At 60.1% G+C, this 25,086-nt stretch carries 23 protein-coding genes; 6 read left to right on the top strand and 17 right to left on the bottom strand.

From position 1 onward, the window contains the following. Positions 1-99: 99 nt before the first annotated feature. Both QEP12_RS09070 and parC read left to right on the top strand, forming a co-directional pair. Complete coding sequence (locus tag QEP12_RS09070; protein WP_174862511.1) at positions 100-972, top strand: lytic transglycosylase domain-containing protein; 873 nt, start codon at positions 100-102, stop codon at positions 970-972. 77 nt (positions 973-1,049) lie between these two features. Next, complete coding sequence (gene parC, locus QEP12_RS09065) at positions 1,050-3,434, top strand: DNA topoisomerase IV subunit A (RefSeq protein WP_284214039.1); 2,385 nt, start codon at positions 1,050-1,052, stop codon at positions 3,432-3,434. A 433-nt stretch (positions 3,435-3,867) separates the two neighbouring features. Here the strand turns inward: parC and QEP12_RS09060 are convergent, their stop codons facing one another. The 6 genes from QEP12_RS09060 to QEP12_RS09035 form a co-directional block, all read right to left on the bottom strand. Next, positions 3,868-5,244: an STAS-like domain-containing protein gene (locus QEP12_RS09060; RefSeq protein ID WP_284214038.1), complete on the bottom strand. Its 1,377-nt coding sequence runs from the start codon at positions 5,242-5,244 to the stop codon at positions 3,868-3,870. 9 nt (positions 5,245-5,253) lie between these two features. Then, positions 5,254-5,985, bottom strand: coding sequence for a phospholipase D family protein (locus QEP12_RS09055; protein WP_284214037.1), 732 nt, complete (start codon positions 5,983-5,985; stop codon positions 5,254-5,256). A gap of 735 nt (positions 5,986-6,720) precedes the next feature. After that, on the bottom strand, positions 6,721-7,677 hold the full coding sequence (gene lhpI / locus QEP12_RS09050) for a bifunctional Delta(1)-pyrroline-2-carboxylate/Delta(1)-piperideine-2-carboxylate reductase (protein WP_284214036.1): 957 nt from the start codon (positions 7,675-7,677) through the stop codon (positions 6,721-6,723). A 295-nt stretch (positions 7,678-7,972) separates the two neighbouring features. Then, a complete protein-coding gene (locus QEP12_RS09045; protein WP_284214035.1) occupies positions 7,973-9,016 on the bottom strand; it encodes a tripartite tricarboxylate transporter substrate-binding protein in 1,044 nt (347 codons plus the stop codon). 250 nt (positions 9,017-9,266) lie between these two features. After that, on the bottom strand, positions 9,267-10,019 hold the full coding sequence (locus QEP12_RS09040; protein WP_284214034.1) for an SDR family NAD(P)-dependent oxidoreductase: 753 nt from the start codon (positions 10,017-10,019) through the stop codon (positions 9,267-9,269). A gap of 302 nt (positions 10,020-10,321) precedes the next feature. Continuing rightward, complete coding sequence (locus QEP12_RS09035; RefSeq protein ID WP_284214033.1) at positions 10,322-10,966, bottom strand: YiaD family glycine zipper/OmpA-like lipoprotein; 645 nt, start codon at positions 10,964-10,966, stop codon at positions 10,322-10,324. A 179-nt stretch (positions 10,967-11,145) separates the two neighbouring features. Between QEP12_RS09035 and QEP12_RS09030 the strand changes: the two genes are divergently transcribed. After that, complete coding sequence (locus QEP12_RS09030) at positions 11,146-11,823, top strand: P-loop NTPase family protein (RefSeq protein ID WP_174863127.1); 678 nt, start codon at positions 11,146-11,148, stop codon at positions 11,821-11,823. 84 nt (positions 11,824-11,907) lie between these two features. On the opposite strand, the gene trhA is transcribed toward QEP12_RS09030, so the two are convergent. The 7 genes from trhA to QEP12_RS08995 form a co-directional block, all read right to left on the bottom strand. Next, positions 11,908-12,537 (bottom strand): PAQR family membrane homeostasis protein TrhA, encoded by a 630-nt coding sequence (trhA, locus tag QEP12_RS09025; RefSeq protein WP_174863128.1) that lies wholly within the window; start codon positions 12,535-12,537, stop codon positions 11,908-11,910. A 266-nt stretch (positions 12,538-12,803) separates the two neighbouring features. Beyond that, complete coding sequence (locus QEP12_RS09020; protein WP_284214032.1) at positions 12,804-13,157, bottom strand: hypothetical protein; 354 nt, start codon at positions 13,155-13,157, stop codon at positions 12,804-12,806. Between the two features lie 160 nt (positions 13,158-13,317). Further along, on the bottom strand, positions 13,318-13,689 hold the full coding sequence (locus tag QEP12_RS09015) for a nuclear transport factor 2 family protein (protein WP_284214031.1): 372 nt from the start codon (positions 13,687-13,689) through the stop codon (positions 13,318-13,320). Between the two features lie 209 nt (positions 13,690-13,898). Next, the gene (azu, locus tag QEP12_RS09010) at positions 13,899-14,354 is read right to left on the bottom strand and encodes an azurin (RefSeq protein WP_284214030.1); all 456 of its coding nucleotides are present in this window, start codon (positions 14,352-14,354) and stop codon (positions 13,899-13,901) included. 328 nt (positions 14,355-14,682) lie between these two features. After that, positions 14,683-15,300, bottom strand: coding sequence for a plasmid pRiA4b ORF-3 family protein (locus tag QEP12_RS09005; RefSeq protein ID WP_174863130.1), 618 nt, complete (start codon positions 15,298-15,300; stop codon positions 14,683-14,685). Between the two features lie 220 nt (positions 15,301-15,520). Next, positions 15,521-16,492: a Bug family tripartite tricarboxylate transporter substrate binding protein gene (locus tag QEP12_RS09000; protein WP_174863131.1), complete on the bottom strand. Its 972-nt coding sequence runs from the start codon at positions 16,490-16,492 to the stop codon at positions 15,521-15,523. A gap of 258 nt (positions 16,493-16,750) precedes the next feature. Beyond that, on the bottom strand, positions 16,751-17,788 hold the full coding sequence (locus QEP12_RS08995) for a CDP-6-deoxy-delta-3,4-glucoseen reductase (RefSeq protein WP_284214029.1): 1,038 nt from the start codon (positions 17,786-17,788) through the stop codon (positions 16,751-16,753). A gap of 114 nt (positions 17,789-17,902) precedes the next feature. Here QEP12_RS08995 and QEP12_RS08990 point away from each other — a divergent pair, with 114 nt between their 5' ends. Continuing rightward, positions 17,903-18,844, top strand: a complete 942-nt coding sequence (locus QEP12_RS08990) for an SDR family oxidoreductase (RefSeq protein ID WP_284214028.1) — start codon at positions 17,903-17,905, stop codon at positions 18,842-18,844. On the opposite strand, the gene QEP12_RS08985 is transcribed toward QEP12_RS08990, so the two are convergent. Beyond that, on the bottom strand, positions 18,841-19,368 hold the full coding sequence (locus QEP12_RS08985) for a DUF4124 domain-containing protein (RefSeq protein ID WP_284214027.1): 528 nt from the start codon (positions 19,366-19,368) through the stop codon (positions 18,841-18,843). The two genes, QEP12_RS08990 and QEP12_RS08985, sit on opposite strands and share 4 nt — an antisense overlap. A gap of 205 nt (positions 19,369-19,573) precedes the next feature. On the opposite strand from QEP12_RS08985, the gene ppk2 reads away from it, so the two are divergent. Both ppk2 and QEP12_RS08975 read left to right on the top strand, forming a co-directional pair. Beyond that, on the top strand, positions 19,574-20,719 hold the full coding sequence (gene ppk2, locus QEP12_RS08980; protein WP_284214026.1) for a polyphosphate kinase 2: 1,146 nt from the start codon (positions 19,574-19,576) through the stop codon (positions 20,717-20,719). A gap of 295 nt (positions 20,720-21,014) precedes the next feature. Next, entirely contained in the window at positions 21,015-22,205 is a 1,191-nt protein-coding gene (locus tag QEP12_RS08975) for a sugar transporter (RefSeq protein WP_284214025.1), read from the top strand. Between the two features lie 188 nt (positions 22,206-22,393). On the opposite strand, the gene QEP12_RS08970 is transcribed toward QEP12_RS08975, so the two are convergent. The 3 genes from QEP12_RS08970 to QEP12_RS08960 all read right to left on the bottom strand — a co-directional run bounded on the left by QEP12_RS08970 (position 22,394) and on the right by QEP12_RS08960 (position 25,086). Then, complete coding sequence (locus QEP12_RS08970) at positions 22,394-23,119, bottom strand: LrgB family protein (protein WP_284214024.1); 726 nt, start codon at positions 23,117-23,119, stop codon at positions 22,394-22,396. Beyond that, on the bottom strand, positions 23,116-23,481 hold the full coding sequence (locus tag QEP12_RS08965) for a CidA/LrgA family protein (RefSeq protein ID WP_219164087.1): 366 nt from the start codon (positions 23,479-23,481) through the stop codon (positions 23,116-23,118). Before QEP12_RS08965 ends, QEP12_RS08970 begins: the two co-directional genes overlap by 4 nt. A 342-nt stretch (positions 23,482-23,823) precedes the next feature. Then, on the bottom strand, positions 23,824-25,086 hold the full coding sequence (locus QEP12_RS08960; RefSeq protein WP_284214023.1) for a tetratricopeptide repeat protein: 1,263 nt from the start codon (positions 25,084-25,086) through the stop codon (positions 23,824-23,826).

Raw genomic sequence — 25,086 nt, 5'->3', positions numbered from 1 at the left:
ACGCCATCTTCAGCATTCGGGTGGAATGGGCCAAATCCCTGCGCGCGTTGAGGGTGTAGGGCTTGGGCAAATCGCCCACCGGGTGCTTAATTGCGAGCAATGACTAACAACAATCCAACCTCCATAGCCATTCGCAATCTTTGCCGCCGTGTCTCGGCGCGGCTGCGTGGTGGATTGGCGCGCGCCCTGTGCGTGGCGGTGGGGTTGGGTGCGGTGTCGCTCGCCCAGGCGCAGACTTGGTTTTTTGTAGACCCCAGCGGCGTGCTGCATTACGCCAATGAGCGGGTGGACGAGCGTTACCAGCGCTTTTCCATGAGCACGCTGGAGCCGGGCGATGGCCCCCTGTTTGTCGATATCCGCAACGCGGCTGCGCAGCTGGCAGTGGCTTCGGAGAAAGACCGCCACGCCGCCACGCGTTACTTTGCCAGCAGCGTGGGCTACAAGCTGCATGCCAAGCACATCCGTGCGGCAGCCACCAAAGTGGGGGTGGACGAGCAATTGCTCAAAGCCATCGCCACGGCAGAGTCGGGCTTTAACGCCTCGGCAGTGTCTCCCGCAGGGGCGATTGGGCTGATGCAAGTCATCCCCGATACGGCAGCGCGCTTTGGTGTGGCGGGCGATCCAAAACGCTCGATTGCGCAAAAACTCAAAGACCCGGCCATCAATGTGCCCGTCAGCGCGCGCTATGTGCGCTATCTGCAAAGCCTGTTCCCCGGGCGCACTGACCTGGTCTTAGCCGCCTACAACGCTGGCGAAGGCGCGGTGCAGCGCTATGGCAACAAAATTCCGCCGTACAAAGAAACCCAAAACTACGTCAAAACCGTGATGACTCTGTACGCTAGCCTGCAATCCACCCTGGCCGCTGACAGCAGCGTCAGCCTGTATGGTGGCACTGCACAGCTCACGCGCAGCCCCACGGATGACAGCCGCTTTCGCATGACCTTACCAGCAGGCTCCGCAGTGCAAAACTGACGGGGCCTGCCGCACCCCATGAGCAGGGATGGGCGTTGGAGGAGACGCCCGCCACTGCTGCCAATAACGAAGAAACCATGAGCGATCAACCCGAAGTCGAAGCTATCTCCACTCCCGCCAAGCCCCAGTTGCTGGACTTGGCCACCCAGGCCGCAGGCGACGCGCTGGAGCTGGGCCAGTACGCCCAGCGTGCGTATCTGGAATACGCGCTCAGCGTGGTCAAGGGCCGCGCTCTGCCCGACGTGGCCGACGGCATGAAGCCCGTGCAGCGCCGCATTCTGTATGCCATGGACCGCATGGGCCTGAGCTATTCCGGCACCAACAACAACACGGCGGCCAAGCCCGTCAAATCTGCCCGTGTGGTGGGTGATGTGCTGGGCCGCTTTCACCCGCACGGCGACCAGTCAGCCTACGACGCGCTGGTACGCATGGCCCAGGACTTCAACCAGCGCTACCCGCTGATCGACGGCCAGGGCAACTTTGGCAGCCGCGACGGCGACGGCGCCGCCGCCATGCGCTACACCGAGGCGCGCCTGTCCAAAATCACCACGCTGCTGCTGGATGAAATCGACGAAGGCACGGTCAACTTTGTGCCCAACTACGACGGCAGCACCCAAGAGCCCAGCCAACTGCCTGCACGCCTGCCGTTTTCGCTGCTCAACGGTGCCAGCGGCATTGCCGTGGGCATGGCCACTGAAATCCCCAGCCACAACCTGCGCGAAGTGGCCGACGCTTGCGTGGCGCTGGTCAAAAAGCCAGCGCTGACCGACGACGAGCTGTACGCCCTGATCCCCGGCCCGGACTACCCCGGTGGCGGCCAGATCATCAGCAGCGCACAAGACATTCGCCACGCCTACGCCACCGGCCGTGGCAGCCTCAAAGTGCGCGCGCGCTGGACGATTGAGGAAATGGCCCGCGGGCAGTGGCAAATGGTGGTGAACGAGCTGCCGCCCGGCGTGTCGGCCCAAAAAATTCTGGAAGAGATCGAAGAACTCTCCAACCCCAAGGTCAAGACCGGTAAAAAAGCCCTCACGCAAGACCAGCAGCAACTCAAAGCCACCATCTTGAGCGTGCTGGACGGGGTGCGCGACGAATCCAGCAAAGACGCGCCCGTGCGTCTGGTGATTGAGCCCAAAACCGGCAAAACGCCCCAGCAAGACCTCATCACCACCTTGCTGGCGCACACCAGCCTGGAGAGCAATGCCAGCATCAACCTGACCCTGATCGGGCTGGACGGCAAGCCCGTGCAAAAGTCGCTGCGCCGCATGCTCGAAGAGTGGGTGCAGTTCCGCCAGACCACCATCACCCGCCGCTCGCAGCACCGCCTGGAGAAGGTGCAGGCCCGCATCCACATTCTGGAAGGCCGCCAGATCGTGCTGCTCAACATCGACGAGGTGATCGCCATCATCCGCGAGAGCGACGAGCCCAAGCAGGCACTGATCGACCGTTTTCAGCTCTCCGACCGGCAGGCCGAAGACATCCTGGAAATCCGTCTGCGCCAGTTGGCGCGGCTGGAAGCCATCAAGATCGAAAAGGAACTGAACGAGCTGCGCGAAGAAGAAGGCAAGCTGCAAGACATTCTGGCCAACCCCAAGAGCCTGCAGCGCCTGATGATCAAGGAGATCGAATCCGACGCCAAAACCTTTGCCGACGCGCGCCGCACCCTCATTCAGGAAGAGAAGAAGGTCACCGCCGAGATCAAGGTGCCGGACGAACCCGTCACCGTCATCATTTCCGACAAAGGCTGGGTGCGCACCCACAAGGGCCACGGCCACGAGGCGGGCAACTTCAGCTTCAAGGCGGGTGACCAGCTGTGGGGCACGTTTGAGTGCCGCACCGTCGATCAGCTCATCGTCTTTGGCAACAACGGCCGCGTGTACAGCGTGGCCGTGGCCACCCTGCCGGGCGGGCGTGGCGATGGTCAGCCCATCAATACCCTGATCGATCTGGAAGCCGGCACCACCATCACTAGCTACTTTGCCGGGCCGGTGACCGCTACCTTGCTCATGAGCGGCAGCGGTGGCTATGGCTTTATCGCCAAGGTGGAATCCATGTGCGCCCGCAACAAGGGCGGCAAGGGCTTTGTCACCATTCAGGAGGGCGAAACCCTGTGCCAGCCCTCCGTCATTGGCGGCACCAACGGCAGCGTGGCGCTGCCCGAAGCCACGCACGTTGCCTGCGTAAGCACCGGCTGCACGGTGCTGACCTATGCGCTGTCGGAACTCAAGGTTGCCAATGGCGGCCGTGGCCTGCAGCTGATGAAGCTGGAGGCGGGCGAATCGCTGGCCGGTGCCGCCGCCTATACCCGCTCGGTGCGCGTGACTGGTACTGGCCGTGGCGGCAAGGCCAAGGAGGAATCGTTGGAGATTCGTTCCTTGAATGCGGCTTTGGGCAAGCGGGCTTCCAAGGGCAAGACCACGGGGTGGACGTTCAAGCCCAATGGCATCTTCCGCGTGGAGTGATGCTTTGATTTTTTGCTAGCTGGTGGCGCTTGCTGGGTAAGCGCTGGAGGCTGAAAAGGCTGTTAACCCGTTGGTTGGGGTTAGCAGCCTTTTTTGTTTGGTGCTTCTTGTTTTTGTGTCTGTTGTGGGGTTGTTGGTAGAGGCCGCTTATCGCGCGGCGGCGACTGACTTTCTTTTGCTTCGCCAAAAGAAAGTCAGCAAAGAAAAGGCGACCCTGCTACCTGCGTCCCTTTGGGTTTGGCGCTGCCAAACCCAAGCGGGCAACCTGCGGTGCTCGCCTGCGGGGTGCGCCGCAGAACTCGCTGCACGGCTTGGCCGTTCCGCTTAAACAACTGCGGCGAGTCAGATCACGAAGCGTGTGTCCTACGGCACACACGCCACCCCGCAGGCTGTGCGTCGCAGGCGCAGGTAGAAGGGGTGGAGAACTATATGACTAGTCATCATATTTCGCTTGATTAACACCTTCGGGTGATGTGTTGTCATCTAAAACATAATCAAGGGTTTCTCTGATTTCAGGTGTGGCCCTGGTGATTTTTATTTTTTTGTATGCCTGCATGCCAAGACGCCTGATAGGGCTTGCAAGTAATGCATTTAAGAAGCTATGCGGTGAAGAATCTACATTGCCAAAATCCAATACTAATACCTTACCTTCTTCGATTGCTTTTAGAAGATATTTATCTCTATAAGAAATTGCTGCTTGTTTGTCATCAGCATTTCTTCCGAAGTAGTTGAATATTTCTAGATAATGGCGTTGATCTTTTTGTTGACTTATTCTGCTTTTAACTTCGCTTTCAGCTTTTTCTCTTAGCTCTTGCATTAGCTGATCCAAGGCAAATATATTGCCTTGATCTAGTTTCATAGTTATTAGTACAAAAGTTCCATGCCATTTGTTTTCAAGCTGACGTGAAGTGAGGTCGTTGGGTGAGATATGCAGAACTGTATCCCCTGAAACGATGTGCATATCTGCTCTTAATTTTCTAATAATATTGGAAGAAAGAAAAAGCCCCATGCCTGCATTATTTCTGTTCGTGTATGGGTCGTGTCTCCCAAAAGTTCCAGAAATCTCTGGTTGAATCGCTAAGCGCAAAGCTTCTTCGTTTGAGGATATCCCAGGGTAGGCTTGTGCGAGGTGGGAATGAATTCCCACTCCAATATCTGCAACTATGATGCAAATTTCATTTGCTCTTTCGTACCAAGAGTATTGAAGTATTGCAGGTGTTAAAAGTCTTCTGCCTCGGTAATGAAAATCTTTTTTTCCATGTTCTAGAGCATTGTAGAGAAGTTCGGCTAGGACATAGCGCAATGTTTTTTGATATTCAATGCCGAACTTCTCGGAAAATTCATTGGCTGCATCTAATGCTTCTTTGAAGTCAGTGCTATTTCTTATGGCGAATAATGGTTTTTCTTTGCTATAGCCTTTGAAATTTATTGTGTGATCAGTCGAAACGCTAAATAAGCCAAGGCTGCCCATTAATCTCCACATTTGACTGGAGCTTTGATCGCCTTTATTATCTAATTTAAAACTAATTGTGCATCTGTTTTGTTTTAGGTGCCAGCAGTAAGGTATTATCAATGAAAGAGCTTGATAATTTGCACTTGAACACCCTGTGAAATCAATTTCTACCGGACAATCTTTTATATCCCATTTGAAAAAATTTATGACGGGGTTGAAGTTTTTGCTGTCACCTCTATTAAATGAAAATCCTGAAGGAATATTTAAAGTTATTTTTCTTGATTGTCTTAGTTTTTTCTTTGCAAAATAGAGCTGTTCCTGCATTTTTGTAATGCTATTTGGATTTATGTAATTCATATTTAATTTTTAAAAATTAAAATCCTCAGGCCACAAAAAATAAGGCCCAAACTTTGACTTCGCCACAAACTCAACCCCCGCCTGTTTGGCGGCCGGTGTGAGGTAATGGCGTCCGTTGTCTGCGGTCAGCAATTGCACCGCCGCCGCCTTGGCCAGCCATTCGCCGGTTTTCATGCCGTGCTTTTGGGCGATGCGGGAGGTGGAGAGTTTTTGTGGGCCGTTGCCGTTGGGGCGGGCCTCGTCGTCGGTGGCGTCGGCGCAGTCGCTGGCGGCTGGTCCGTCGTCCGTGGTGCTCACGCGTTCCATGCTGATGCGAACTTCATCGCTGATGCGGATGATGCGTTGCGCTTCTTCGTAGGTGTCTTTGTAGAGTTCGGCATCGTCCTCGCGGCGGATGAGGATGCCCATTTCGTTGTTGTTGATCTGGCTGAACTCGTACAGGTTCAGGCTGGTGACGATGGCGTCGGACTCGTTCAGGTAGCACTTGGCATGCAGGTTTTTGCAAAAGCTGGTGCGGATATAGCTTTGTGCTTTCAGCCATTCAATCTCTTGGGGCTGCAACTCGCTTTTGCCATAGACGATGCGCACGTCGATCTTCAGGCGGTTCTTGTCCTCCAGCAGCTCTTTCATGCGGTCATTGAGCTTGAGGAAGGGGCTGATCAGCACCAGCCTGTCCTTGGCGCCTTTGATGAGTTCTTCCAGGAAGTAATTGGTGGCGGAGGTGTTGAGAAACTTTGCCATAGTGCTTTGCAGGATTTTTCTGACAAGGCAGTCTAGAAAGACAAACGGCGCTTGCAAAGCAGGGCGTTGTTTTTAAAGGGAAAGTGGCACGCCATGCTTGCATTGGCAGGCGAAATCAGCACCTGTGCAAATGCTTGTGTATGAAATTGGCCTCTAGCGCTGACGCAGCAAGCGCTGGCAGCTATTAAAACAATGTGAATCAGTGCAACCTATGGCTGCGAATACCACCCCGGTGCGGGTGACGGCGCGGTATTTCCACCGCCACCGTCTAGCTGCGCGAAGGCGCACAGGGCGTTGCAGGCCAGTGCTGCTGGCTGGCGGCAGTTGTTGGCGCGAAGCGCGTGCAAAGCGCGCAGTGAGTGCTGCCGCCCGGTGCCAAGGCCGAGTGCTGCAGGTTGCCACAAGCGCAGCGCAGGGGCGCTGGCAGAGCGCTCTGCTTCTTTGGCTTCATTTGCTTGGGAAAAGCAAGCAAACGAAGTCGCCCCGGCGCGATAAGGCGGATGGGGAAAGAGAGCGTGCAACGGGCTGGTGCGATAAGAAAATTTCATAGCTGCCAGCACTTACGCCATAAGCGCTAGAGCCCAAAACAATCAAACGCTATCCATAAGCTGAGACCCACCCCATACCCGCCCGCACGCAGCGTCAAGCTAAGCGCCGCAGCGGGTTGCAAGCGCAATCACTCCAAGCCTAAAAATGGCAGCGAAGGCAGATGGCAGATGGCAACTGCGTAAGCAGCTATGCATGGTGGGGGTGGTTCAGCCAGCCGTCATACGCCAGCGAAGCAGCGGCCAAGTCTTCCAGCGCGTTGCCCACGGATTTGAAGAGGGTGATTTCCTCGGCGCTGCGGCGGCCGGGGTGCTGGCTGCGGCACAGTTGCTCCAAGGTGGCGGCCAGTTGGTCTTTGGCCCAGGCGCCTTCTTCGATGGCACCCAGCAGGTCGCCCGCTTTCATCAGGGCCTCGGTGGTGTCGGTGAACACGGTGGCGCGGCGCAGGCATTCGCCGTCGCTTTCGCGCATGGCGGGGGTGAAGCTGCCAATCAAATCTAGGTGGGTGCCGGGCTGCAGCCATGCGCCCCGAATGAGCGGTGCGGTGGAGAGGGTGGCGCAGCTGACGATGTCGGCACGGCGCACTGCGGCCTCCAGCTCGGGCGCTTGCTGGGCGTTCATGCCTTGGGCGCGCAGGCGCTCGACCAGGGCGTGGGCGCTGGTGGGGTTGCGGTTCCACACTTCGATGCTTTGAATGTCGCGCACGCAGCGGTAGGCCTCGGGCAGCAGGCTGGCCACGCGGCCGGTGCCCACCACCAGCAGCTTTTGCGCGTCGGGCCGGCTGAGCCAGCGCGCCGCCAGCGCCGATGCGGCGGCCGTGCGGCGTGAGGTGATGGCGTCGCCATCCAGTACGGCCAAGGGCTGGCCGGTGGCGGCGTTGTAGAGGATGTAAACCGAGTGCAGCCCGGGCAGGCCGCGCTGGTGGTTGCCGGGGAAGATGGAGACGGTTTTGACGCCCAGATACTGGCTGGGGCGCCACGCCGGCATGATGAGCAAGATGCCGCTGTCATCCGCGTTGGGGCTGGTGATGGCGTGGTTATGGCGCAGCGGCACTTCGCAGCCTTCGATGAACCATTGCTCCAGCGCAGTCAGCAAGGCGGGCAACGGCAGGTGGTGTTCGGTCTGGGATGGGGTGAGTATCTGCATGCGAGAAGGTCTGGCAAAGGGGTGCAGCGCCCCGCCTGTGTGCAAGGTGCTGGCAAGACGGGTGCGTTGGGGGGGGCGGTGGTGCCCAAGCCGCCATGGTAGGAAAGCGCGCGTGCGCTGGCTATGGGCAACGTCCCGGTGTAGGTGGGCCCACCACGGGTGTGCACAGCCCTAAAAAATTAGAAAAAATGGCACTAGCGCTTATCTGGTAAGCGCTAGTAGCTATCAAAATAGAAATTTACACGCAGCGGGCATGTGCCAGTGGGCGGGATTGGCGATGCAGGTGTGCGTGGAGTTAGTGCGCCTGGGCGTAGCGCGCCGCCACGGGGGTGATGGCGGCGTCTGCCGCATTCCATTGCAGCAGCTGCATGACGGATTGCCAGGTGGTGATGTAGTTTTCAATGTACTTGCGCGATTGCGCATGGCTCCAGCGCAAAGGCTGGTGGTGCGCAGCTTCAATGGCCTGCAGCACTGCGGGGGCGGTGGCGGCTTTTTCCAGCGCCGCAATGGCTTGGGCCTGGATGGCAGGTGCCGTGCTTTTGGGCACAAAGGCGGCAAACCAGCTCGGAGCCAGAGGCGGCAGCCTCAGGTCGGTGAAGGTCTGGGCGGAGGGCTGGTCGCTGCGGGTGGGGGGCTGCGCGGTGGCCAGCAACCGCACTTGCTGGCCCAGTGTGGTGGATTGCCAGCAGGGCGCCAGGGCCATGTCTGCGTCATTGCGCCAAACCTGCTCTTGGTTGTGCGCCCCGCGGTATTCCACGGGCACGATGTTGTGCGGGCTTTGCCCGTTGCTGTGCGTGGCCTGCGAGAGCACGTACAGCCAGAACATGGATTGCCCGCCGCGTGCGCTGATGCCAATGCGCACGGGGCGTTGCAGGCGTTGCTGGGTCATCCAGTCTTTTACGTTCGATTGCTGCAGCAGCGGCGAGTTGTCTTGCACATACAGGCACCAGGGCATCTCAAAAAACACCTGCAGCGGGGTGAGGTTGTCGAGGTGTTGCAGGCTGTTGGGCGCCTTGCCGACGGCAAAGCTGTTGAATTCACTCAGCAGCACGATCAAGGGCTGGGAGGCAACGCCCTGCAGCGGCTGGGGTGGCTGCGCATTGTCAAAGTACATGTCAACAGGCTGGTGCAGGCTTTGCTGCAGCTGTTGCTGAATGGCGGTGTGCAAGGTGCGCGCCTCGGGCACGGGGCTGACCACCAGGCGCCAGCGCTCGACCGTGTTCTGGCTTTGGGCCAGCACCGGCGCCGCCAGCAAGGCAGCAGACAGGGCCGCGTGCCGGATGATGCCTTGGAGGCGCCGCACCGAGGGCGGCAGGTATTCCCCAGATTTCTTATACATAACGATCACACGGCGTTGTGGGCGAGATAGAGCGTGGTGAAGATAAAAAACTGCAATGCTCTATGTGTCAGCGTATTAGATAAAGAATGAATCCACAGTGTCCAGCACAAAAAGGGCAAGCGGTCATGCAGGGCAGCTGCTGCGGATGCAGGCGCTCACAACCTTGGCGCCCGTGGGCCCGAAAAAAAGGCCTGCATGGCAGGCCTGAAGGGGGAGAACCCCCGCTGGGGAAAGCGTGGGCGGTGGGGCATTAAGCCGGGGTGCGGCGGTGCACGCTCAAGCCACCAAAGCTTTGCTGCACGGGCATGATTTCAATGCTGTTGACGTTCATGTGCTTGGGCGCCTGGGCCACCCACAGCACGGTGTTGGCAATGTCTTCGGGGGTGATGAAATCCACGCCTTCATACACCTTGGCGGCCTTGTCGGCATCGCCAAAGCGCACGTTGGAGAACTCGGTGCCGCCGCACAGGCCGGGCTCGATGTTGGTCACGCGAAGGGGCGTGCCAAACAAGTCGGTGCGCAGGTTGCGGCTAAATTGCTTCACAAACGCTTTGCTGGCGCCATAGACATTGCCGCCTGCATACGGCCAGTTGCCCGCGGTAGAGCCCAAATTGATGACGTGGCCGCGCTGGCGCTCGACCATGCCCGGCAAGAAGGCGCGGGTGACATGCACCAGGCCTTTGCAGTTGGTGTCGATCATGGTGTCCCATTGGGCCAGGTCTGCCGTTTGTGCAGGGCCCAGGCCCAGTGCCAAGCCTGCGTTGTTGACCAGCACATCGACGGTGGCCCATGCCGCAGGCAGTTGTGCGGGCAAGGCGGCTACGGCGGTGGCATCGGTCACGTCCAGCTCAATGGGCAGGAGCTTGTCGCCCAGCTCTTGGGCCAGGGCGTTGAGCTTGTCTTTGCGCCGTGCGGTGGCAATCACGCTGTGGCCGGCTTGTACAAAGCTGCGCGCCATGGCGGCGCCAAAACCTGCCGATGCGCCGGTGATAAGAACGATCATGGAAAAAACCTCTAGAAATGGAAGGTGACAACAGTGCTGCCCGCATTGTGGCGATAGACGGCATACGGGGGCAAGCACTTGGGTGTCTTGTGGTGGCCCCATCGCCCCATCGCCCCATCGCCCCATCGCCCCATCGCCCCATCGCCCCATCGCCCCATCGCCCCATCGCCCCATCGCCCCATCACCCCATCACCCGGTTTCCCTGTCGCCTTGGTGCCGGGGGATGAAATATGCCGTGCCTTGGCATAGCCGTGGCAAGCCACGGCGTTGGTTGTGCCGCGCTGCGTTGCGTGGTGCTGCGCTTATTGCGGCTGCGCCACAAAGATTTCTACGCGGCGGTTTTTGCTGCGGCCCCAGTTGCTGTCATTGGAGGCCACGGGCTCGCGCGCGCCCCGGCCTTCGGTCTGGATGCGGGGGCCACGCACGCCTTGGTTGAAGATGTAGTCACGCGTGGCATTGGCGCGGTTGAGGGACAGCGGGTCATTGATGTGCGCGCCCCCGGTGCTGTCGGTGTGGCCAATGATGATGACGTACGTGTTGGGGTTGCGCTGCAAGCTGGTGACAAAGCTGTTGAGCACAGGGCGGAACTGGCTCTTGATGTAGGCGCTGTTGCTGTCAAACGAAATATCGGAAGGAATGGCCAGCTTGAGCTGGTTGTCGCTGGTGCGGCTGACCGTCACGCCTGTGCCACGGGTGGCCGCTTCCAGTTCTTGGCGCTGGCGTTCCATCGTGGCCGACCAGATATAAGTACCCACCCCGCCGACGGCCGCGCCAATCAGTGCGCCTTTGCCGGCTTTGCCACCGGTGGCTTTGGCAACACCTGCACCGGCCAAGGCCCCTACGCCCACACCAATCGCGGTATTGCGCTGGGTTTCGGTCATGGTCTCGCAGCCTGTCAGGCTCAGTACAGCCGCCAAGGCGACGATGGCACCTGTTTTTATTTGCATGTTTTCTCCCTGTAACAAACATGAAAAATGTATAGCTATTTGTGTAGGCGGGAGAAGACTTGCAGTGGTTTTTGGCGGTGTATTGAAAGTGCCTGTGTATCAGTTGCTAACAATGGGCGACTGTTTACTTGCACAAGCCTTTGCTAGATTGCACAGCCATAAGAAGAGGGAGGTATCGCATGACAGACGTCCTACATGCATCACAACCGTCGTCTGCCGCGCTGATGGCGTGGGCAGATTTGTGGCCCAGCGGCACTGCCGGGTGCAGCCATGGCTGGACAGAGCAACTGCCCCCCGGTGTGCATGCGCTGCTGGATGAGACGGGCGACGACGCCGCACGCTGGCTGGCGGTGCTGACCGGCTATGCCGCACCCAGCCAAGGGCAGGTGGTATGTGCAGGGCTGAACAGCCAGCTTGAGCCGTCCGCTTTTCAGGCGCAGGTGTTTTGGCACAACCCGCGCCAGCCTCTGGAGGCGCGTGAGATTGCTGCCCACCAGTGGGCACAAAGCATGGCCCAGCGCTGGCCGCAGTGGAGCGATGAAGCCTGGCAAGCGCATTGCGAAGGCTTTGGCCTGGAGCCGCATTTGCTCAAACCGCTGTGGCACCTGTCCACCGGCACGTTGCGCAAACTGGGGATAGCGGCGGCCTTGGCCAGCGGTGCGCGGGTGACGGTGATTGAAGAGCCGATTGCGGCGCTGGATACCGCCAGCATTCGTTACCTGAGCCAGGCGCTGGATGCGCTGGGCGAAGCACTGGCCAGCGCGCCCGAAGCGCCGCGCTGGATCATTGTGGCGCACTGGGAGCCCTTGGCGGGGGTGACGTGGGACGAGGTGCTGGCACCCCCTGTGCTGGCCTAGGGCGGGGTCAACCGCTGCGTTGCACCGCCCACTGCTCACTGTGAAACGTTTGGCGCTTTGCCTTCGGCGTTGGGGGGTGGATTGTTAGCTGCTGGCAGGCAGTACATAGCCGAGGATGGCGATGTAGTGCATCAAGCTGCCCGCAATCACAAACAGGTGCCAGATGCCGTGAAAGTGGCGCACGCGCGCATCCAGCACAAAAAACACAATGCCCACGCTGTAGAGCAAACCGCCAGCGGCCAGCCAGAAAAAGCCTGCGGTGCCCAAGGCGTCCAGCAGCGGGCCGGTGGCCACCAGCACGGCCCAGCCCATGACGGCATAAATCACCAAAGACAGCACGCGTGCCTCGCTGCGCGGTTTGATCTCTTGCAGCATGCCAATCAGCGCCAGCCCCCAGACCACGCCAAACAGACTCCAGCCCCAGGCACCGCGCAGGCTGATGAGGCAAAACGGCGTGTAGCTGCCCGCAATCATCAGGTAGATGCTCAGGTGGTCACACTTTTGCCAGATGCGTTTGGCCCGCCCCCGCACGCTGTGATAGACGGTGGAGATGGCATACAGCAGCACCAGGGCTGCGCCGTAGATGCTGACGCTGGTGACGGCCTGCGCATCTGCGCGCAAGCTGGTGGTGACGATGAGCCAGGTGGCACCCGTCAGCGCAAGCAGGGCGCCCACCAAGTGCGTCCAAGCGTTAAAGCGTTCGCCGTGATACATGGGCCAGATGGTGGGGCCAAGGCGCTGGATGTGCAAGACGGCATAAGGCAAGCAAAAGTGTCAGCCTAAGCCGGACGCCTTGCCCTTGTGCGCGTGTGGCGGATGTACATCATGGGATGCATGGGGCCATGAAAAAAGCCCGCAGGCAGCGGGCTTGGCCGTGAATTGCTGGCGCATACGCCAACAGAAATTCATGGATTTTTATAGCTTTGATAGCTGCTAACGCTTATCTAGCAAGCGCTAGCGCCATATTGGATGCAAATTTATTACAAAGCAATCGCAATCAAATCGCTTTCCACACTCACGCCGTTGTCCAGGCTGGCGCGCACCACAAAGCCTTCGTCCAGCGCCACCAGTTGGGCGCTTTCCACGTGCAAGCCTTCGTTGACATTCGCACCTTTGAACGAAAAATAACCGCGTACCGGCAGCTCGGCGGCGCATTCCATGTCGATGTGGGCATGTTGCTCATTCAGCCACTGGCGGGCCGATTGCAAGGTGGCGGCCACGGGCTGGCAGTCGGCGGGCACATCGATGTGGGCGGTGCGGGAGGTGTCGTCGGCGCTCAGGCCTTCGAATTCGCCGATGGTGAAAAACGCAACTTCAAAGCTTTGTTGGCTCATGGTGGTTCAGATTTTTGCTATCAAAAAAGATGCATTGTGCGCGCTGTCCCTAAGTCTTGGAGCGCCGCTGGTTTTTGGAAAAAACAAGGTTGGGTAGGCACAAAAAAGCCCGGCTTTGCCGGGCTGAGACAAGGCTCGATAAGCAGCGGGGCGCTGCCGCTTACTGGGGCTGTGCGTGGAAGGCCTTGTTGGCAATCTTCCAGCCCTGTTCGGTTTTGAGCAGCACAAAGTAGTCGGTGAAGGTGACGCTGCCGTGCACCAGCGTGACCTTGGCCATGGCCGAAGTGCCGGTGATGTCCAGCCAGTCAATACTGCGGCGGCGGGTGGATTCGTCCGGGGCTGGCGTGTTGTTGAAACGCTGGCAGTAAAAGTCCAGATCCCACGAGGTCAGCGGGCCTTCGCGCACGCTCTCCAGCCGGGCGGTGGGGAGGAAGGCGGCGCGCATGTGTTCGGCGCTGTCTTCGGCATGGCCGCGCATGTACAGCTCCAGAGGGATGCGTACAGCGTTTTCTTCGGGGTGGTTGGTTAGCATGCAGCGGCTCCTGGTGGTTCTTTGCGGGATGGGCTGCCGCATGCTAGCGGGGGCGGGCGCCAAGATTGCGCATGTTCCAGTCACAGGTGTTTCACAGCGGGGGGGCGCGCGCTGAGGCACCCAAACAAAAGTACCCAAACAAAAGCCCCGGCACAAGGCGCGGGGCTTGAGGCTGCCAGTGTGACCACTGGCGGGAAGCAGCAGACGGTTTAAGCGCCCAGCTTCAAGGTGCCCTTCATGATGAAGGAGTGACCGGGGAAGGAGCAGAAGTAGGTGTAGTCGGTGCCTGCCTTGAGCTTGGCCACGTCGATCACCACTTGGGTGGATTCACCACCGCCGATGACCTTGGTGTGTGCCAGCACGCGGGTGTCGCCAGCCTTCACGTAGTCTGCTGCAGCGCCGGCCTTCATGCCGTCAGCTGCCGTAGCAGTTGCGTCTGCAGCGGTGGTCAGCACCAGGTTGTGGCCCATGGAGGACTTGGGCATCTTGCCCACGTGCTTCAGGGTGACGGTGTAGTTCTTGCACGACTTAGGCACTTCAATGCTCTTCACATTGAATTGCATTTGGTCATTACCTTCTACGGTAATCGCGCAGTCAGCAGCCATGGCGGGGGCAGCGAAGCCACCTGCAGCCAACAAAGCGAATGCCATCAGAGTCTTTTTCATAGCGCAAATCCTTCCGAATGAATCGTGGTGAAGAGTAAGAAATGCTGAACTGCAGCCAATTTTAGAATCGGTCTAACTGTTCAGTTGCCGGATATTGTGATCTTGAATTTTCAGTATTTTGTGAAATTCAAATCATCGAAACGCAGCTTACGTATTTTTTGCATCGGGGCATGATGCGGATCAATAAATCACCCGCATGCCCCAATGGATAACACGTGAAATTATCAAATTAATAGCTGTTGGCACTTATTAATGCTTGGTTTCAAACGTTTTAACTGTTGAAAGTCTTGTTTGATAAGCGCGGGCAGCTATATTTTTTAATATCACCTTATGCCAGTGCGGTCTCTGCCCGGGGTGTGGCAACCGGGGCATTGGCACGCAGCAGTGCCAGTGAATGCACGCGTGCCTGGGCGCGCTGCAGGTCAAAGTGCTTGGCATCAAAGTGGGCCGCTTGTGCCCGCGCCGCTTGGTGGCCCGGGTGTGTGGCATCTTGCAGGGCCGCCAGCAAATCGGCAAAGCCGGCGGGGCCGCCACAGTCTTCGGGCGGGCAGGCGTTGCGCCCCCCCATGCACATGGGCAGGCTGTGCAGCGCAGCAGGGCTGGCAATCGGCGCTACCGATTCCAGCTTGATGCGGTGCAGCCAACCGTCCCCAAAGTCGTACAGATAGCGCACGGCCAGGGCCTGGCCTTGCAGCAACTGGCCCAGGGTGTAGCGGCGTGCATCCATGGTGGGGTCGTCGGGCTGGTCGGCATCGGGCTGACCGTAGCGCTGGCCTGCAATTTCAAACTCGTACAGGTGGCGGTTTTGCCAGCCCATGACGGCCTGGATGGCGCGGTGCAGTTGCGCCAGCGTGATGGATTCAGCCACCACCAAACGGCGCCAGATGGCGGGTTTGGTATCGCACAGTTGAATATGCAGCTGGTAGCTGTTGGGGGTTTTCGGCATGGTTTTTCCTCCCGGTGTCAATCACAAATCTGCAGTGCATGCAGTTATTTCATGTCGGGTTGTAGCGCAGTTGCATGCAGCGCATGGCGTACCAGGGTAAGTACTGGTTCCGCCTGTGCTGGGGTTTAGCCGTGCGGGCTGACACCTTGTGCGATTTGTGCTTGGCATAAAAAAGGCACCCACAGGTGCCTTAAAAAATAACGCTAGATGGCGTGGCCGCTCAGTCCACGCTGGCGCCAGAGGCCTTGACCACAGGGCCGTATTTGGTGCGCTCGGCCGCCATGAAGTCGTCAAACTGCTTGGACGTGGTGGGCACAGGCTCTGCCATCAAGGTGGCAAAACGCTTTTGGGTTTCTGGATCTTTCAGCGCGTCGGAGAAGGCTTTGCTCAGCTTCTCAACCACATCTGCCGGGGTGCCCGCAGGCGCGACCAGGCCCCACCAGGTATCAATGGCAAAGCCCTTGATCTGCTTGGACAGCGCAGGCACGCCAGGCAGCAGGCTGCTTTCGTCGAGGCTGGTGACGGCCAGCGCCTTGAGCTTGCCCGACTTGATGTTGGCAGAAGCGGCAGCCAGGTTGTCGATGTTAAAGTCCACTTCACCGGCCAGCAAAGCCAGCTGGGCGGGGCTGGCGCCGCGATAGGGGATGTGCACGGCCGTAAATTGCATGCCTTGCTTGAACATTTCGCCAGCCAGGTGGCCCGCGCTGCCGTTGCCGCCACTGCCGTAGCTGAGCTTGCCGGGGTGGGCTTTGCCGTAGGCGACCAAATCGGCCACAGAGTTGATCTTCAGCTCTTTGGCGCGCTCGGCGTTGATGACCAGCACGTTGGGCACGCGCACCATTTGGGTCAGGCCGACAAAGTCTTTGCCCGCATCAAAGGGCAGTTTCTTGTAGAGCCAGGGGTTGACGGCGTGGGTGGCCACGGTGGCCAAGCCAATGGTTTTGCCATCGGGGGCCGCCTTGGCGATGGCATCCACGCCAATATTGCCGCCAGCGCCCGCTTTGTTTTCCACAATCACAGTGCCCAGCGTGTCGCGCACACGCTCGGCCAGCACGCGGGAGGTCACGTCCAGCGGACCACCGGGTGCAAAAGGCACGATCAGGCGGATGGGTTGCTCAACGGCTTGGGCCAGAGGGGACGCGATGGCAGCAGCAAGTGCCACGGAGGACAGCAGGAGGTTTCGACGGTTCATGGCAGCTATTGTGCAAGATTCGTGTGTGGATACTCTCGCAACTGTTGTGCTTTGGTTTTTTATTGTGCGAATGGCACGGTTGTTGAGGGAATTTGCTGCATCTATCTACTGTGCGCAGTTTTGGTGCGTGCTACACCCAAGTGGGCTTGCTGTCCAGTCAAGGGTTTTGTAAGTACTCGTAAAAAAGGCCGCATCAGCGGCCTTGGGCAGGTGGAGGGTATGCGCAGGGCAGCCCCTTAAACAGCTTGATGGGTTGTCTTACTTGTCCGCCGCGCTGGTGAATGCGTCGGCAAAGAAGGCTTCTTCGGGCAGGCCGCGCTGGCTGGTGTAGCTGGTGCGTGCAGAGTCCACCACGATGGGGGCGCCGCAGGCATAGACCTCGTGGCCCGACAGGTCGGCAAAGTCGTCCAGCACCGCCTGGTGGACGTAGCCGGTGCGGCCCGTCCAGTTGTCTTCGGGCAGTGCATCCGACACCACGGGCACGTAGGTCAGGTTGGGCATGACGGCAGCCAGCTCTTGCACCCACGCATCTTGGTACAAATCTTCAGGGCGGCGGCCGCCCCAGTACAGGCTGACCGGGCGCGTGATGCCTTGGTGCTGCATGTGGGCCAGCAAGGCCTTGATGGGGGCAAAACCCGTGCCGGAGGCCAGAAACACCATGGGTTTGGCAGAGTCTTCGCGCAGGAAGAAGCTGCCAAATGGGCCTTCGGCACGCAGAATTTCTTTTTCTTTCAGGGTGCCAAACACATGGTCGGTGAAGATGCCGCCGGGCATGTGACGGATGTGCAGCTCAATGCCGGGGGTACTTTCTTGCACGTGGGGGGGCGTGGCAATGGAATACGCGCGGCGCGAGCCATCGCGCAAGATGAATTCAATGAACTGTCCCGCAAAGTACTTGAAAACGGTGTTGGCAGGCAATTGCAGCTGCACGCGCATCACGTCGTGCGAGAGCTTGTCAAACGCGGCCACACGCACAGGCATTTTCTTGATGGGGAAGGCCGTGGTGTCGGTCACCTGGCGCGACTCCAGCACCACATCGCTGTGCGCGGTGGCACGGCAAGTCAGCACAAAGCCGTCGGCCAGCTCTTGCGGCGTGAGGGCTTTGTCGGAGTGGGTGTCGTGCGAGACTTCACCGCTGAGTTTTTTGCACTTGCACGATCCGCAAGCGCCGTCTTTACAGCCATACGGCAAGCCCACACCCGCCGTGATGGCTGCGGCCAAAATGGTCTCGCTTTCAGTGGCGGCAAACGTGCGTCCGCTGGGCTGAACGGTGATTTGGAAGGCGGAGGCGGTCATCTTCTAGCTATCCTTGGGGTTTTGCAGTGTCCGCACCAGCAGCTTTACAAAGGCAATGGGCCGCGTACAGCGGCCCGGTGCGTAACAGTAAGTATTCAATGGGGATGCCCGATTTTGCCTGTAAACCAATTCCCTCGCCGCGCCTTGCCAGCGCGCTTTCGACGCACGCGGGTGCTCATCATCGGTTGTGGTGATGTGGGCCAGCGCATTGCCCGTGATCTGCTGCGCGGGCCCAGCACCGTGCGGCAACATGGCCCGCGGGTGCTGGCGCTGACTTCCAGTGCTGAAAAAGCACCACTGTTGCAGCAACAGGGCATGACCCCGCTGCGGGGTAATTTGGACGATGTGCGCAGCTTGCACCGTTTGCGCGGCATTGCCCAGCGTGTGATTTACATGGCGCCGCCCCCCAACCATGGTCTGCACGATGTGCGCATGGCCAACGTGGTGCGCGTGCTGCGCCAGGGCAAGTTGCCGCACAGCATGGTGTATGGCTCAACCACCGGGGTGTACGGCGACTGCGGTGGCGCGTGGGTCGATGAAACCCGGCCGGTGCGCCCCAGCACCGACCGCGCCCGACGCCGCGTGGACGCTGAGCAGCGTTTGTTGCGCTTTGGAAAAGAGAGCGGCTTACGCTTGCAAATACTGCGTATTCCCGGAATTTATGCCCCAAACCGGGAGGGTGGCACCCCGCGCACGCGGCTGCTCAAAGGGCTGCCGGTGCTGCAAGCCGCAGACGATGTGTTTACCAACCACATCCATGCCGATGACTTGGCGCGCATTGCACAGGCAGCGCTGTGGCGTGGCAAGCCGCAGCGCATCTACCACGCCAGTGATGACACGCAACTGCGCATGGGGGATTACTTCGACCTGGCTGCAGACCTGTACGGCCTGCCCCGGCCACCGCGCGTGACGCGGCAGCAGGCGCAGCAAACACTGCCGCCCATGATGCTGAGTTTCATGGGGGAATCGCGCCGTTTGCGCAATGCGCGCATCCGGCAAGAGCTGCGCGTGGCGCTGCGCTACCCCACGGTGCGCGAGGGGCTGCAGTCCACCTAAGGCCGCTGCCAGGTATTGCCCTTGCCGTCGTAGCAGCGGAACACGTTGCAGTTGTAGCCCGGTGATGACCCAGGGGGCGGTGGCACCGGGTGTGGAGGCGGGCGCACATGCGGGGGCCGTGGTGGGCGAGGGGGATACAGCGGCCCATAAATAGGCAGTTCGCTGGATACCGCCGGCGCAGGCGGAACCACGACGATGGGGGCAGGGGGCGGGCGGCGTGCCGCCTCTGCGGCGGCGCGCTGCGCTGCTTCCTGGGCTTGTGCGGCTTCGCGCTCAGCCTGGGCTTGCTGCTCCGCGCGCTTGTTTTCCAAGGCCTGCTGGTATTGGGCGTCTTGTTCGGCACGCTCTTGGGCGCTGAGTTCGGGCAGCACCTCGCGGCTTTTCTGGTGCTCGGGGCAGGAGCCCTCGGTGTAGGTGACGCGGCCTTGCGCATCGGTGCAGCGCACTACCTGGGCGTGGGCCGTGGGCAGGGCGAACAACCCGGTGCCCAGCAAAGAAGCGAGTAAACAGCGGTGCAGAAACATGGCAGCAAGCAGTAGCGGTGCAGATAAGGGGATACTGTCCTCGGTTGCGCAGGCGCATGCAAGCGCGATGTGCCACTTCTGTGGTCGGATGCTTGCTCAGCGCCCTGCTGCAGCAATGGTATCTTTGTGTATCTGATTTGTTTTGTTCGCTTGTACCCACCGCGCCACAGGGGTTGCGGTGCCGTGCGGCAAGGAGTTTTCGCGCATGGCTGATAAGCCCACCCCCAGCAGTACCCAGAAAAACGCCCAACGTGCCGACCACGGCAAGCGCAAAGCCCAGGCGGGCGATATCGCAGTGGGGGAGGATGCGCAGTCGATTGAAAAATTTGTCGCTGGGCAAGCCACCCAAGCCGCGCAAAAGCGCCGTGTGGCGGCGGTGATGAGCGTGCTGGATCAGCCCGGCTCAGACAAAGAGCGTGCCAAGGCATTGCGTGCCCTGATTGAAGGCGCTGACTCGGAAGACCAAAAAGCCCTGTTGAAGGCGCTGAGCAAGCTCGATGGTGGCAAAAAAGAATCCAAGCCCAATCCCGATGAGGAACTGTCCAAGGACTGGAAAGACGGCGGCTACCCTTACGCCAATTTGCTGCGCCGCTCGGTCTACGAGAAAGAAAAGTTTCGCCTGCAGGTGGAGTTGCTCAAGCTGCAAGCGTGGGTGAAGGAGACCGGCCAGCGCGTGCTGATCATTTTTGAAGGCCGTGATGCAGCGGGCAAGGGCGGTAGCATCAAGCGCTTTATGGAGCATTTGAACCCGCGCGGAGCGCGTGTGGTGGCGCTGGAAAAACCTTCGCCGACCGAGCAGGGCCAGTGGTACTTTCAGCGCTATGTGCAGCACTTGCCCACGGCAGGTGAGATCGTGCTGTTTGACCGCAGCTGGTACAACCGCGCCGGTGTCGAGCGTGTGATGGGCTTTTGCACGGATGCGCAGTACAAGCAGTTCATGCAGGACGCGCCCCAGTTTGAGCGCATGCTGGTGGACAGCGGCGTGCATGTGATCAAGTTCTGGTTCAGCGTCAGCCGCAAGGAGCAGCGCCGCCGCTTCAAAGAACGCGAGAATCATCCGCTCAAGCAGTGGAAGCTCTCGCCGATTGACCAGGCCTCGCTGGACAAGTGGGACGACTACACGCGTGCCAAAGAAGCCATGTTTTTTGAGACCGACACGGCCGACGCTCCCTGGACGGTCATCAAGAGCGACTGCAAAAAGCGCGCACGCCTGAACGCCATGCGCTATGTGCTCACCAAGCTGCCCTACACGAGCCGCGATCTGGAGAAAGTGGGCAAGCTTGATTCGCTGATCGTGGGCCGCGCCTCGGCCATTTACGAGCGTGGCGAGAAGGTGCAAGACAAGGTCTAAGCGGGCCCTGACAACCAGGCAGCGCATAAAAATAGGAGCTTCTGGCGCAGGTGAAACAACGCTTTCACTGTCAAATTGCCGTGAAAACAAGGTTTGACAGGCGCTGGTAGCTATCTAACTCATACCACCTTCATGCTCCTGCGCGCGAAAGTGCCAGCAGAGCGATCGGCCCCAAGCACGGTGCAGGCCGCGCAGCGCAGGCGGCCCGGTCTGCCCCTGGTGCCAGCGCATGCATGCAGAAACGGCAACAATACGCACACGCAGCCAACAGGCTGCGTTCTTTTTTGTGTGGTGTATGTCTGTTGTTTCCTCTTCCTCCAGCGCGAACGTGCGTGCCTGGCTCAGCGTTTGTGCATTGGCACTGGGCGCTTTTATTTTCAACACCAGTGAGTTTGTGCCGGTCGGCATGCTCAGTGATATCGGTGCCAGCTTTGACATGCCGGCGGAGCATGTGGGCCTGATGCTGACCATCTACGCCTGGGTGGTGGCGCTGGCTTCGCTGCCATGCATGCTGCTGACCCGCAAGGTGGAGCGGCGCAAGCTGCTGATGGGGGTGTTTGCGCTGTTTATTGCCAGCCACGCCATCTCGGGCATGGCCAGCAGCTTTGAGATGCTGGTGGCCAGCCGACTGGGCGTGGCGCTGTCGCACGCGGTGTTTTGGTCGATCACGGCGGCGTTGGCGGTGCGGATTGCGCCTGCGGGCAAAAAAGCGCAGGCACTGAGCTTGCTGGCCACTGGCACCACGCTGGCGATGGTGATGGGCATTCCCCTGGGGCGCGTGGTGGGTGACTGGCTGGGCTGGCGCACCACGTTTTGGGCGATTGGTGCGCTGGCGGTGGTGGTCATGCTGGCGCTGGCCAAGTTGCTGCCCCTGCTGCCCAGTGAGAACGCGGGCTCGGCTTCCAGCATTCCGCTGCTGCTGCGCCGTCCTGCATTGGTGGCGCTGTATGTGCTGCTGGTGCTGGTGGTGACCGCGCAGTTCACGGTGTACAGCTACATCGAGCCTTTTGTGCAAGTGGTTGCAGGCCTGAGCGCGGATGTGACCACCATCGTGCTGCTGCTTTTTGGGGGTATGGGCATCATGGGCAGCGTGCTGTTCAGCGCCTACGGTGCCCGCTTTCCGCAAGGCTTTTTGCTGACATCGATCGCCGCGATGGCCGCCAGCTTGCTGCTGCTTTTGCCCGCCAGTAGCTCTGAAATGGCGCTGTACCTGCAATGCGTGGTGTGGGGCAGCGCCATGATGTGCATGGTGCTGGCGCTGCAGGCAAAGGTGCTGGCGCTGGCCCATGATGCGACGGACGTGGGCATGTCGCTGTTTTCCGGCATTTTCAACATCGGCATTGGTGCAGGCGCCTTGCTGGGCAGCCAGGTCAGTTTGCATACGGACATGCAGCACATTGGCTGGGTCGGTGGTGCTTTGGCCACTTTGGCCTTGCTGTGGTGCGCTTATGCCCAGCGCCGCTGGGGGCCGCGCGCAGCGGCATAAAAGCGCTGGCATTGCCGCAAGCGCGGCGTGGTCGCGAAGACGTGCATAGGGATGGTCGATATGGCCTTGCGCAACAGTGGCAATGCAGTATGCATACATAAAGAAATAGCTGCCAGCGCTTACCTATCCAGCGCTGGCAGCTATTGTTTTTTTAGGTGCGTTCTGTGATGGCGGGTGTTGGTCAGCGCTTAGGGTAGCTTCTGGAACAAGGCCACACACAGCGGCATCAGCAAAGCGGTGAGCACGCCGTTGAGCCCCATGGCCAGCGCGGCAAAAGCACCGGCCGTGGGGTTGATCTGGATGGAGCGCGCCGTGCCAATGGCGTGCGCGGTCAGGCCCTGGGCAAAGCCTTCCACGGCGGGGTCTTGGCTGCGTACGATGCGCAGCAGCAAGGGGGCCAGCATGCAGCCACTGATGCCGGTAACGGCCACGGCCACCGCCGCCAGTGAAGGCAAGCCGCCAAAGCGCTCCGCCATCGGCAAGGCAATCGGAATGGTGGCCGATTTGGGGGCCAGCGAAATCAGGGTCTCCCAACTGCCACCCAGTGCCCAGGCAATGCCCATGGCCGACAGCAGTGCCACCACACAACCCACCAGCAAGGCCACGGCAATCGGCTTCCACAGCGCATAAATGCGCGCGCGCTGGGCGTACAGCGGAATGGCCAGGGCCACGGTGGCTGGGCCAATCAGCAGGCTGAGCCACTGCACGCCTTGCTGGTAGGTGGCGTAGGGCGTGTCGGTGGCCAGCAGCACCCCCACGATGATGACCACCGATGGAAAGACCGGAATGAGCAGCGGGTGGCACCGAGAGCGCTTGTACAGCGCCAAGGTGACCAAATACACCGCCATGGTCAGCACCAGCCACGGCAGGTGGCTGTGGGACAGCTGCTGCAGCACGTCATGCAGCGGGCTCATGGCTGTGACTCCTGCGCGCTTTGCGGGGTGCGGGCCAGCATCCATTTGAACGTCAGCGCAGTGACCAAAAAAGTAATGGCGGCACCCGCCACGCCAGCCACCAAAAACGGCTGCCATTCTTTGGCGATGCGATCAAAGTGCAGCATCACCCCCGAGATGGTGGGGATGAACAGCAGCATCATGTTTTGCAGCAGGGTTTGGGAGGTCTGCTCCAGGGCCTGGGGCAGGCGCCCGTACAGCAGCAAGCCCAGCAGCAGGAGCAAGGCGCCAAGCAGCGCGCCGGGGAAGGGGAGTTGAAAAAACTGAACCAATGCCTCGCCCGCCAACTGAAAGGCGAACAAGGCCACAAGTGCATACAACATGACAACCGTTCATCAAAGCAATGGCTGCGCAGTCTAGGCGGTATCGCAGATTTGGCAATGCTTGTTTTGTTGCGCAGGTGACTAAGTATGTTTTTGGCTGCCAATGCTTATGTAGCAAGCGCTGTTAGCTATGCTTTTAATGAATTTGCCTGCTTTCTGTGCACGTTAATTCAGGGTAAATAAAAACAACGGCTTAGCGTGACTGGTGTATGGGTTGTGCAGAGTTGTCCACAGGGTTGTCCAGTGGTTTCGTGGAGAAGCAAGGGTTTGTACGTATATTTGTCAAGCCCCCGTGCCTCCACGGCGCTGGCGGGCCTGAGGCCCAGCGCCCAGCCTGACGGATCAGGCCCCGGCGATCTGCAAGACCTGCTGGCGCCAGAAAGCGGGCAGCAGATCAAACAACGGGGTTGGCAGACGTTGCAGCTGCGGTGTCTGCACCCCGGAGTTCAGCGCAGCCACAGGGGTGCTGACATCGACCTGGGCCAACTGCTGCATCCAGGCCGCGTTCAAACTTCCATCGGGCATGGGCTGCGAGAAGATGAGCTCCAGCATCTTGTGCGCTTGCGTGCTGCCGCGTTGTTCTGCCAGCCGGTAAAAACGCACCGCTTCGGCAAAGTTGGCCGGCACGCCTTGCCCGCGGTGGTACATCTGTGCCATCTCTAGCGCAGCCTGCGCTGCATTGCTGGTGCTGGCTTGGAGCGGGTCGCTGGTCGAGTGGTTGCTCACTTGCAGCACCTTGAGGTTATGGGCGGCCACGGACGAACGCGGCGCCACGCGGCGGAAGTACGTTTGTGCGCGCTCAACATCTTGGTCGGTAAAGGCCAGGATGCCCAGTTCAATGGTGGCAGGCACGTCGCCCGATGCGGCAGCGCGCTCCAGCAGCGCCACATCCTGTGGGGCGTACGCGCTGCTGTTGCTGCTGCGTGGGTTGGGCGCTGTGATGCGCAGTGGGTGCAGCTGCGTTGCCTGCAGCCACGCCAGGTAATCAGCGCGGCCGGGGTGCGTGGCACGCAGTTGCTCGATAGCGCGTGTGGCCGCCGCAGGGTTGGCGGGGGCGGAGCAACCATCCATCGTGCACCAAGCCAGTCCTGCATAAGCCCAGCTTTCTCGGCCCTGCCGTGCCGCACGTTCAAACCATTGCTGCGCCAGTGGGCGGTCTACGCGCACGCCTGCCCCATGCAGGTAGATCAAACCCAGTTGCCACGCGGCCTGCGCTGCAGCGGCGGTGCTGCCATAGCCGCTGGCTGGGGCAGCCATTTTTTGCAATTGCTGCAGCTCACGCCTCACAGTGCGGGCCTGCGTGTCTTTGGGCTGCAGCGTAGGGGCAGTAATCGGGGGGGCGCTGATCGGGGGCGGTGAGGTGGCTGAAGGCGCATCGATGCGTTGCACTTCGCTCTCCAGGGGGGCTGCACGCTCGCCGGCAGGTGCTGCCTCGATGGGCTGGGGCGCAGGAGCGGGCAGCTCAAATTGCGGCGCAGGGGCCGCACGGGTGCGGGGGGCCGCAGGCCCTGGCAGGGCCGCGAGCAGGGCTGCCACCCCCACCGCCAAGGCAGTGCCGGCTGCCCCCGCCAGTCCTTGGTGGTACCTGTGCAGTGGGCCGCGCAT

The organism is Comamonas jiangduensis (genome assembly GCF_030162955.1).
Lineage (GTDB): Bacteria > Pseudomonadota > Gammaproteobacteria > Burkholderiales > Burkholderiaceae_C > Comamonas > Comamonas jiangduensis.
The sequence above is the reverse complement of the archived record's forward strand: the minus strand, read 5'-3'. Positions and strand labels throughout refer to the sequence as shown.

Excerpts from the sequence above, each read along its gene's own strand:
- QEP12_RS09070 (WP_174862511.1), top strand. The coding sequence starts at position 100 with ATGACTAACAACAATCCAACCTCCATAGCCATTCGCAATCTTTGCCGC.
- parC (WP_284214039.1), top strand. The coding sequence starts at position 1,050 with ATGAGCGATCAACCCGAAGTCGAAGCTATCTCCACTCCCGCCAAGCCC.
- QEP12_RS09060 (WP_284214038.1), bottom strand. The coding sequence starts at position 5,244 with ATGAATTACATAAATCCAAATAGCATTACAAAAATGCAGGAACAGCTC.
- QEP12_RS09055 (WP_284214037.1), bottom strand. The coding sequence starts at position 5,985 with ATGGCAAAGTTTCTCAACACCTCCGCCACCAATTACTTCCTGGAAGAA.
- lhpI (WP_284214036.1), bottom strand. The coding sequence starts at position 7,677 with ATGCAGATACTCACCCCATCCCAGACCGAACACCACCTGCCGTTGCCC.
- QEP12_RS09045 (WP_284214035.1), bottom strand. The coding sequence starts at position 9,016 with ATGTATAAGAAATCTGGGGAATACCTGCCGCCCTCGGTGCGGCGCCTC.
- QEP12_RS09040 (WP_284214034.1), bottom strand. The coding sequence starts at position 10,019 with ATGATCGTTCTTATCACCGGCGCATCGGCAGGTTTTGGCGCCGCCATG.
- QEP12_RS09035 (WP_284214033.1), bottom strand. The coding sequence starts at position 10,966 with ATGCAAATAAAAACAGGTGCCATCGTCGCCTTGGCGGCTGTACTGAGC.
- QEP12_RS09030 (WP_174863127.1), top strand. The coding sequence starts at position 11,146 with ATGACAGACGTCCTACATGCATCACAACCGTCGTCTGCCGCGCTGATG.
- trhA (WP_174863128.1), bottom strand. The coding sequence starts at position 12,537 with ATGTATCACGGCGAACGCTTTAACGCTTGGACGCACTTGGTGGGCGCC.
- QEP12_RS09020 (WP_284214032.1), bottom strand. The coding sequence starts at position 13,157 with ATGAGCCAACAAAGCTTTGAAGTTGCGTTTTTCACCATCGGCGAATTC.
- QEP12_RS09015 (WP_284214031.1), bottom strand. The coding sequence starts at position 13,689 with ATGCTAACCAACCACCCCGAAGAAAACGCTGTACGCATCCCTCTGGAG.
- azu (WP_284214030.1), bottom strand. The coding sequence starts at position 14,354 with ATGAAAAAGACTCTGATGGCATTCGCTTTGTTGGCTGCAGGTGGCTTC.
- QEP12_RS09005 (WP_174863130.1), bottom strand. The coding sequence starts at position 15,300 with ATGCCGAAAACCCCCAACAGCTACCAGCTGCATATTCAACTGTGCGAT.
- QEP12_RS09000 (WP_174863131.1), bottom strand. The coding sequence starts at position 16,492 with ATGAACCGTCGAAACCTCCTGCTGTCCTCCGTGGCACTTGCTGCTGCC.
- QEP12_RS08995 (WP_284214029.1), bottom strand. The coding sequence starts at position 17,788 with ATGACCGCCTCCGCCTTCCAAATCACCGTTCAGCCCAGCGGACGCACG.
- QEP12_RS08985 (WP_284214027.1), bottom strand. The coding sequence starts at position 19,368 with ATGTTTCTGCACCGCTGTTTACTCGCTTCTTTGCTGGGCACCGGGTTG.
- ppk2 (WP_284214026.1), top strand. The coding sequence starts at position 19,574 with ATGGCTGATAAGCCCACCCCCAGCAGTACCCAGAAAAACGCCCAACGT.
- QEP12_RS08975 (WP_284214025.1), top strand. The coding sequence starts at position 21,015 with ATGTCTGTTGTTTCCTCTTCCTCCAGCGCGAACGTGCGTGCCTGGCTC.
- QEP12_RS08970 (WP_284214024.1), bottom strand. The coding sequence starts at position 23,119 with ATGAGCCCGCTGCATGACGTGCTGCAGCAGCTGTCCCACAGCCACCTG.
- QEP12_RS08965 (WP_219164087.1), bottom strand. The coding sequence starts at position 23,481 with ATGTTGTATGCACTTGTGGCCTTGTTCGCCTTTCAGTTGGCGGGCGAG.
- QEP12_RS08960 (WP_284214023.1), bottom strand. The coding sequence starts at position 25,086 with ATGCGCGGCCCACTGCACAGGTACCACCAAGGACTGGCGGGGGCAGCC.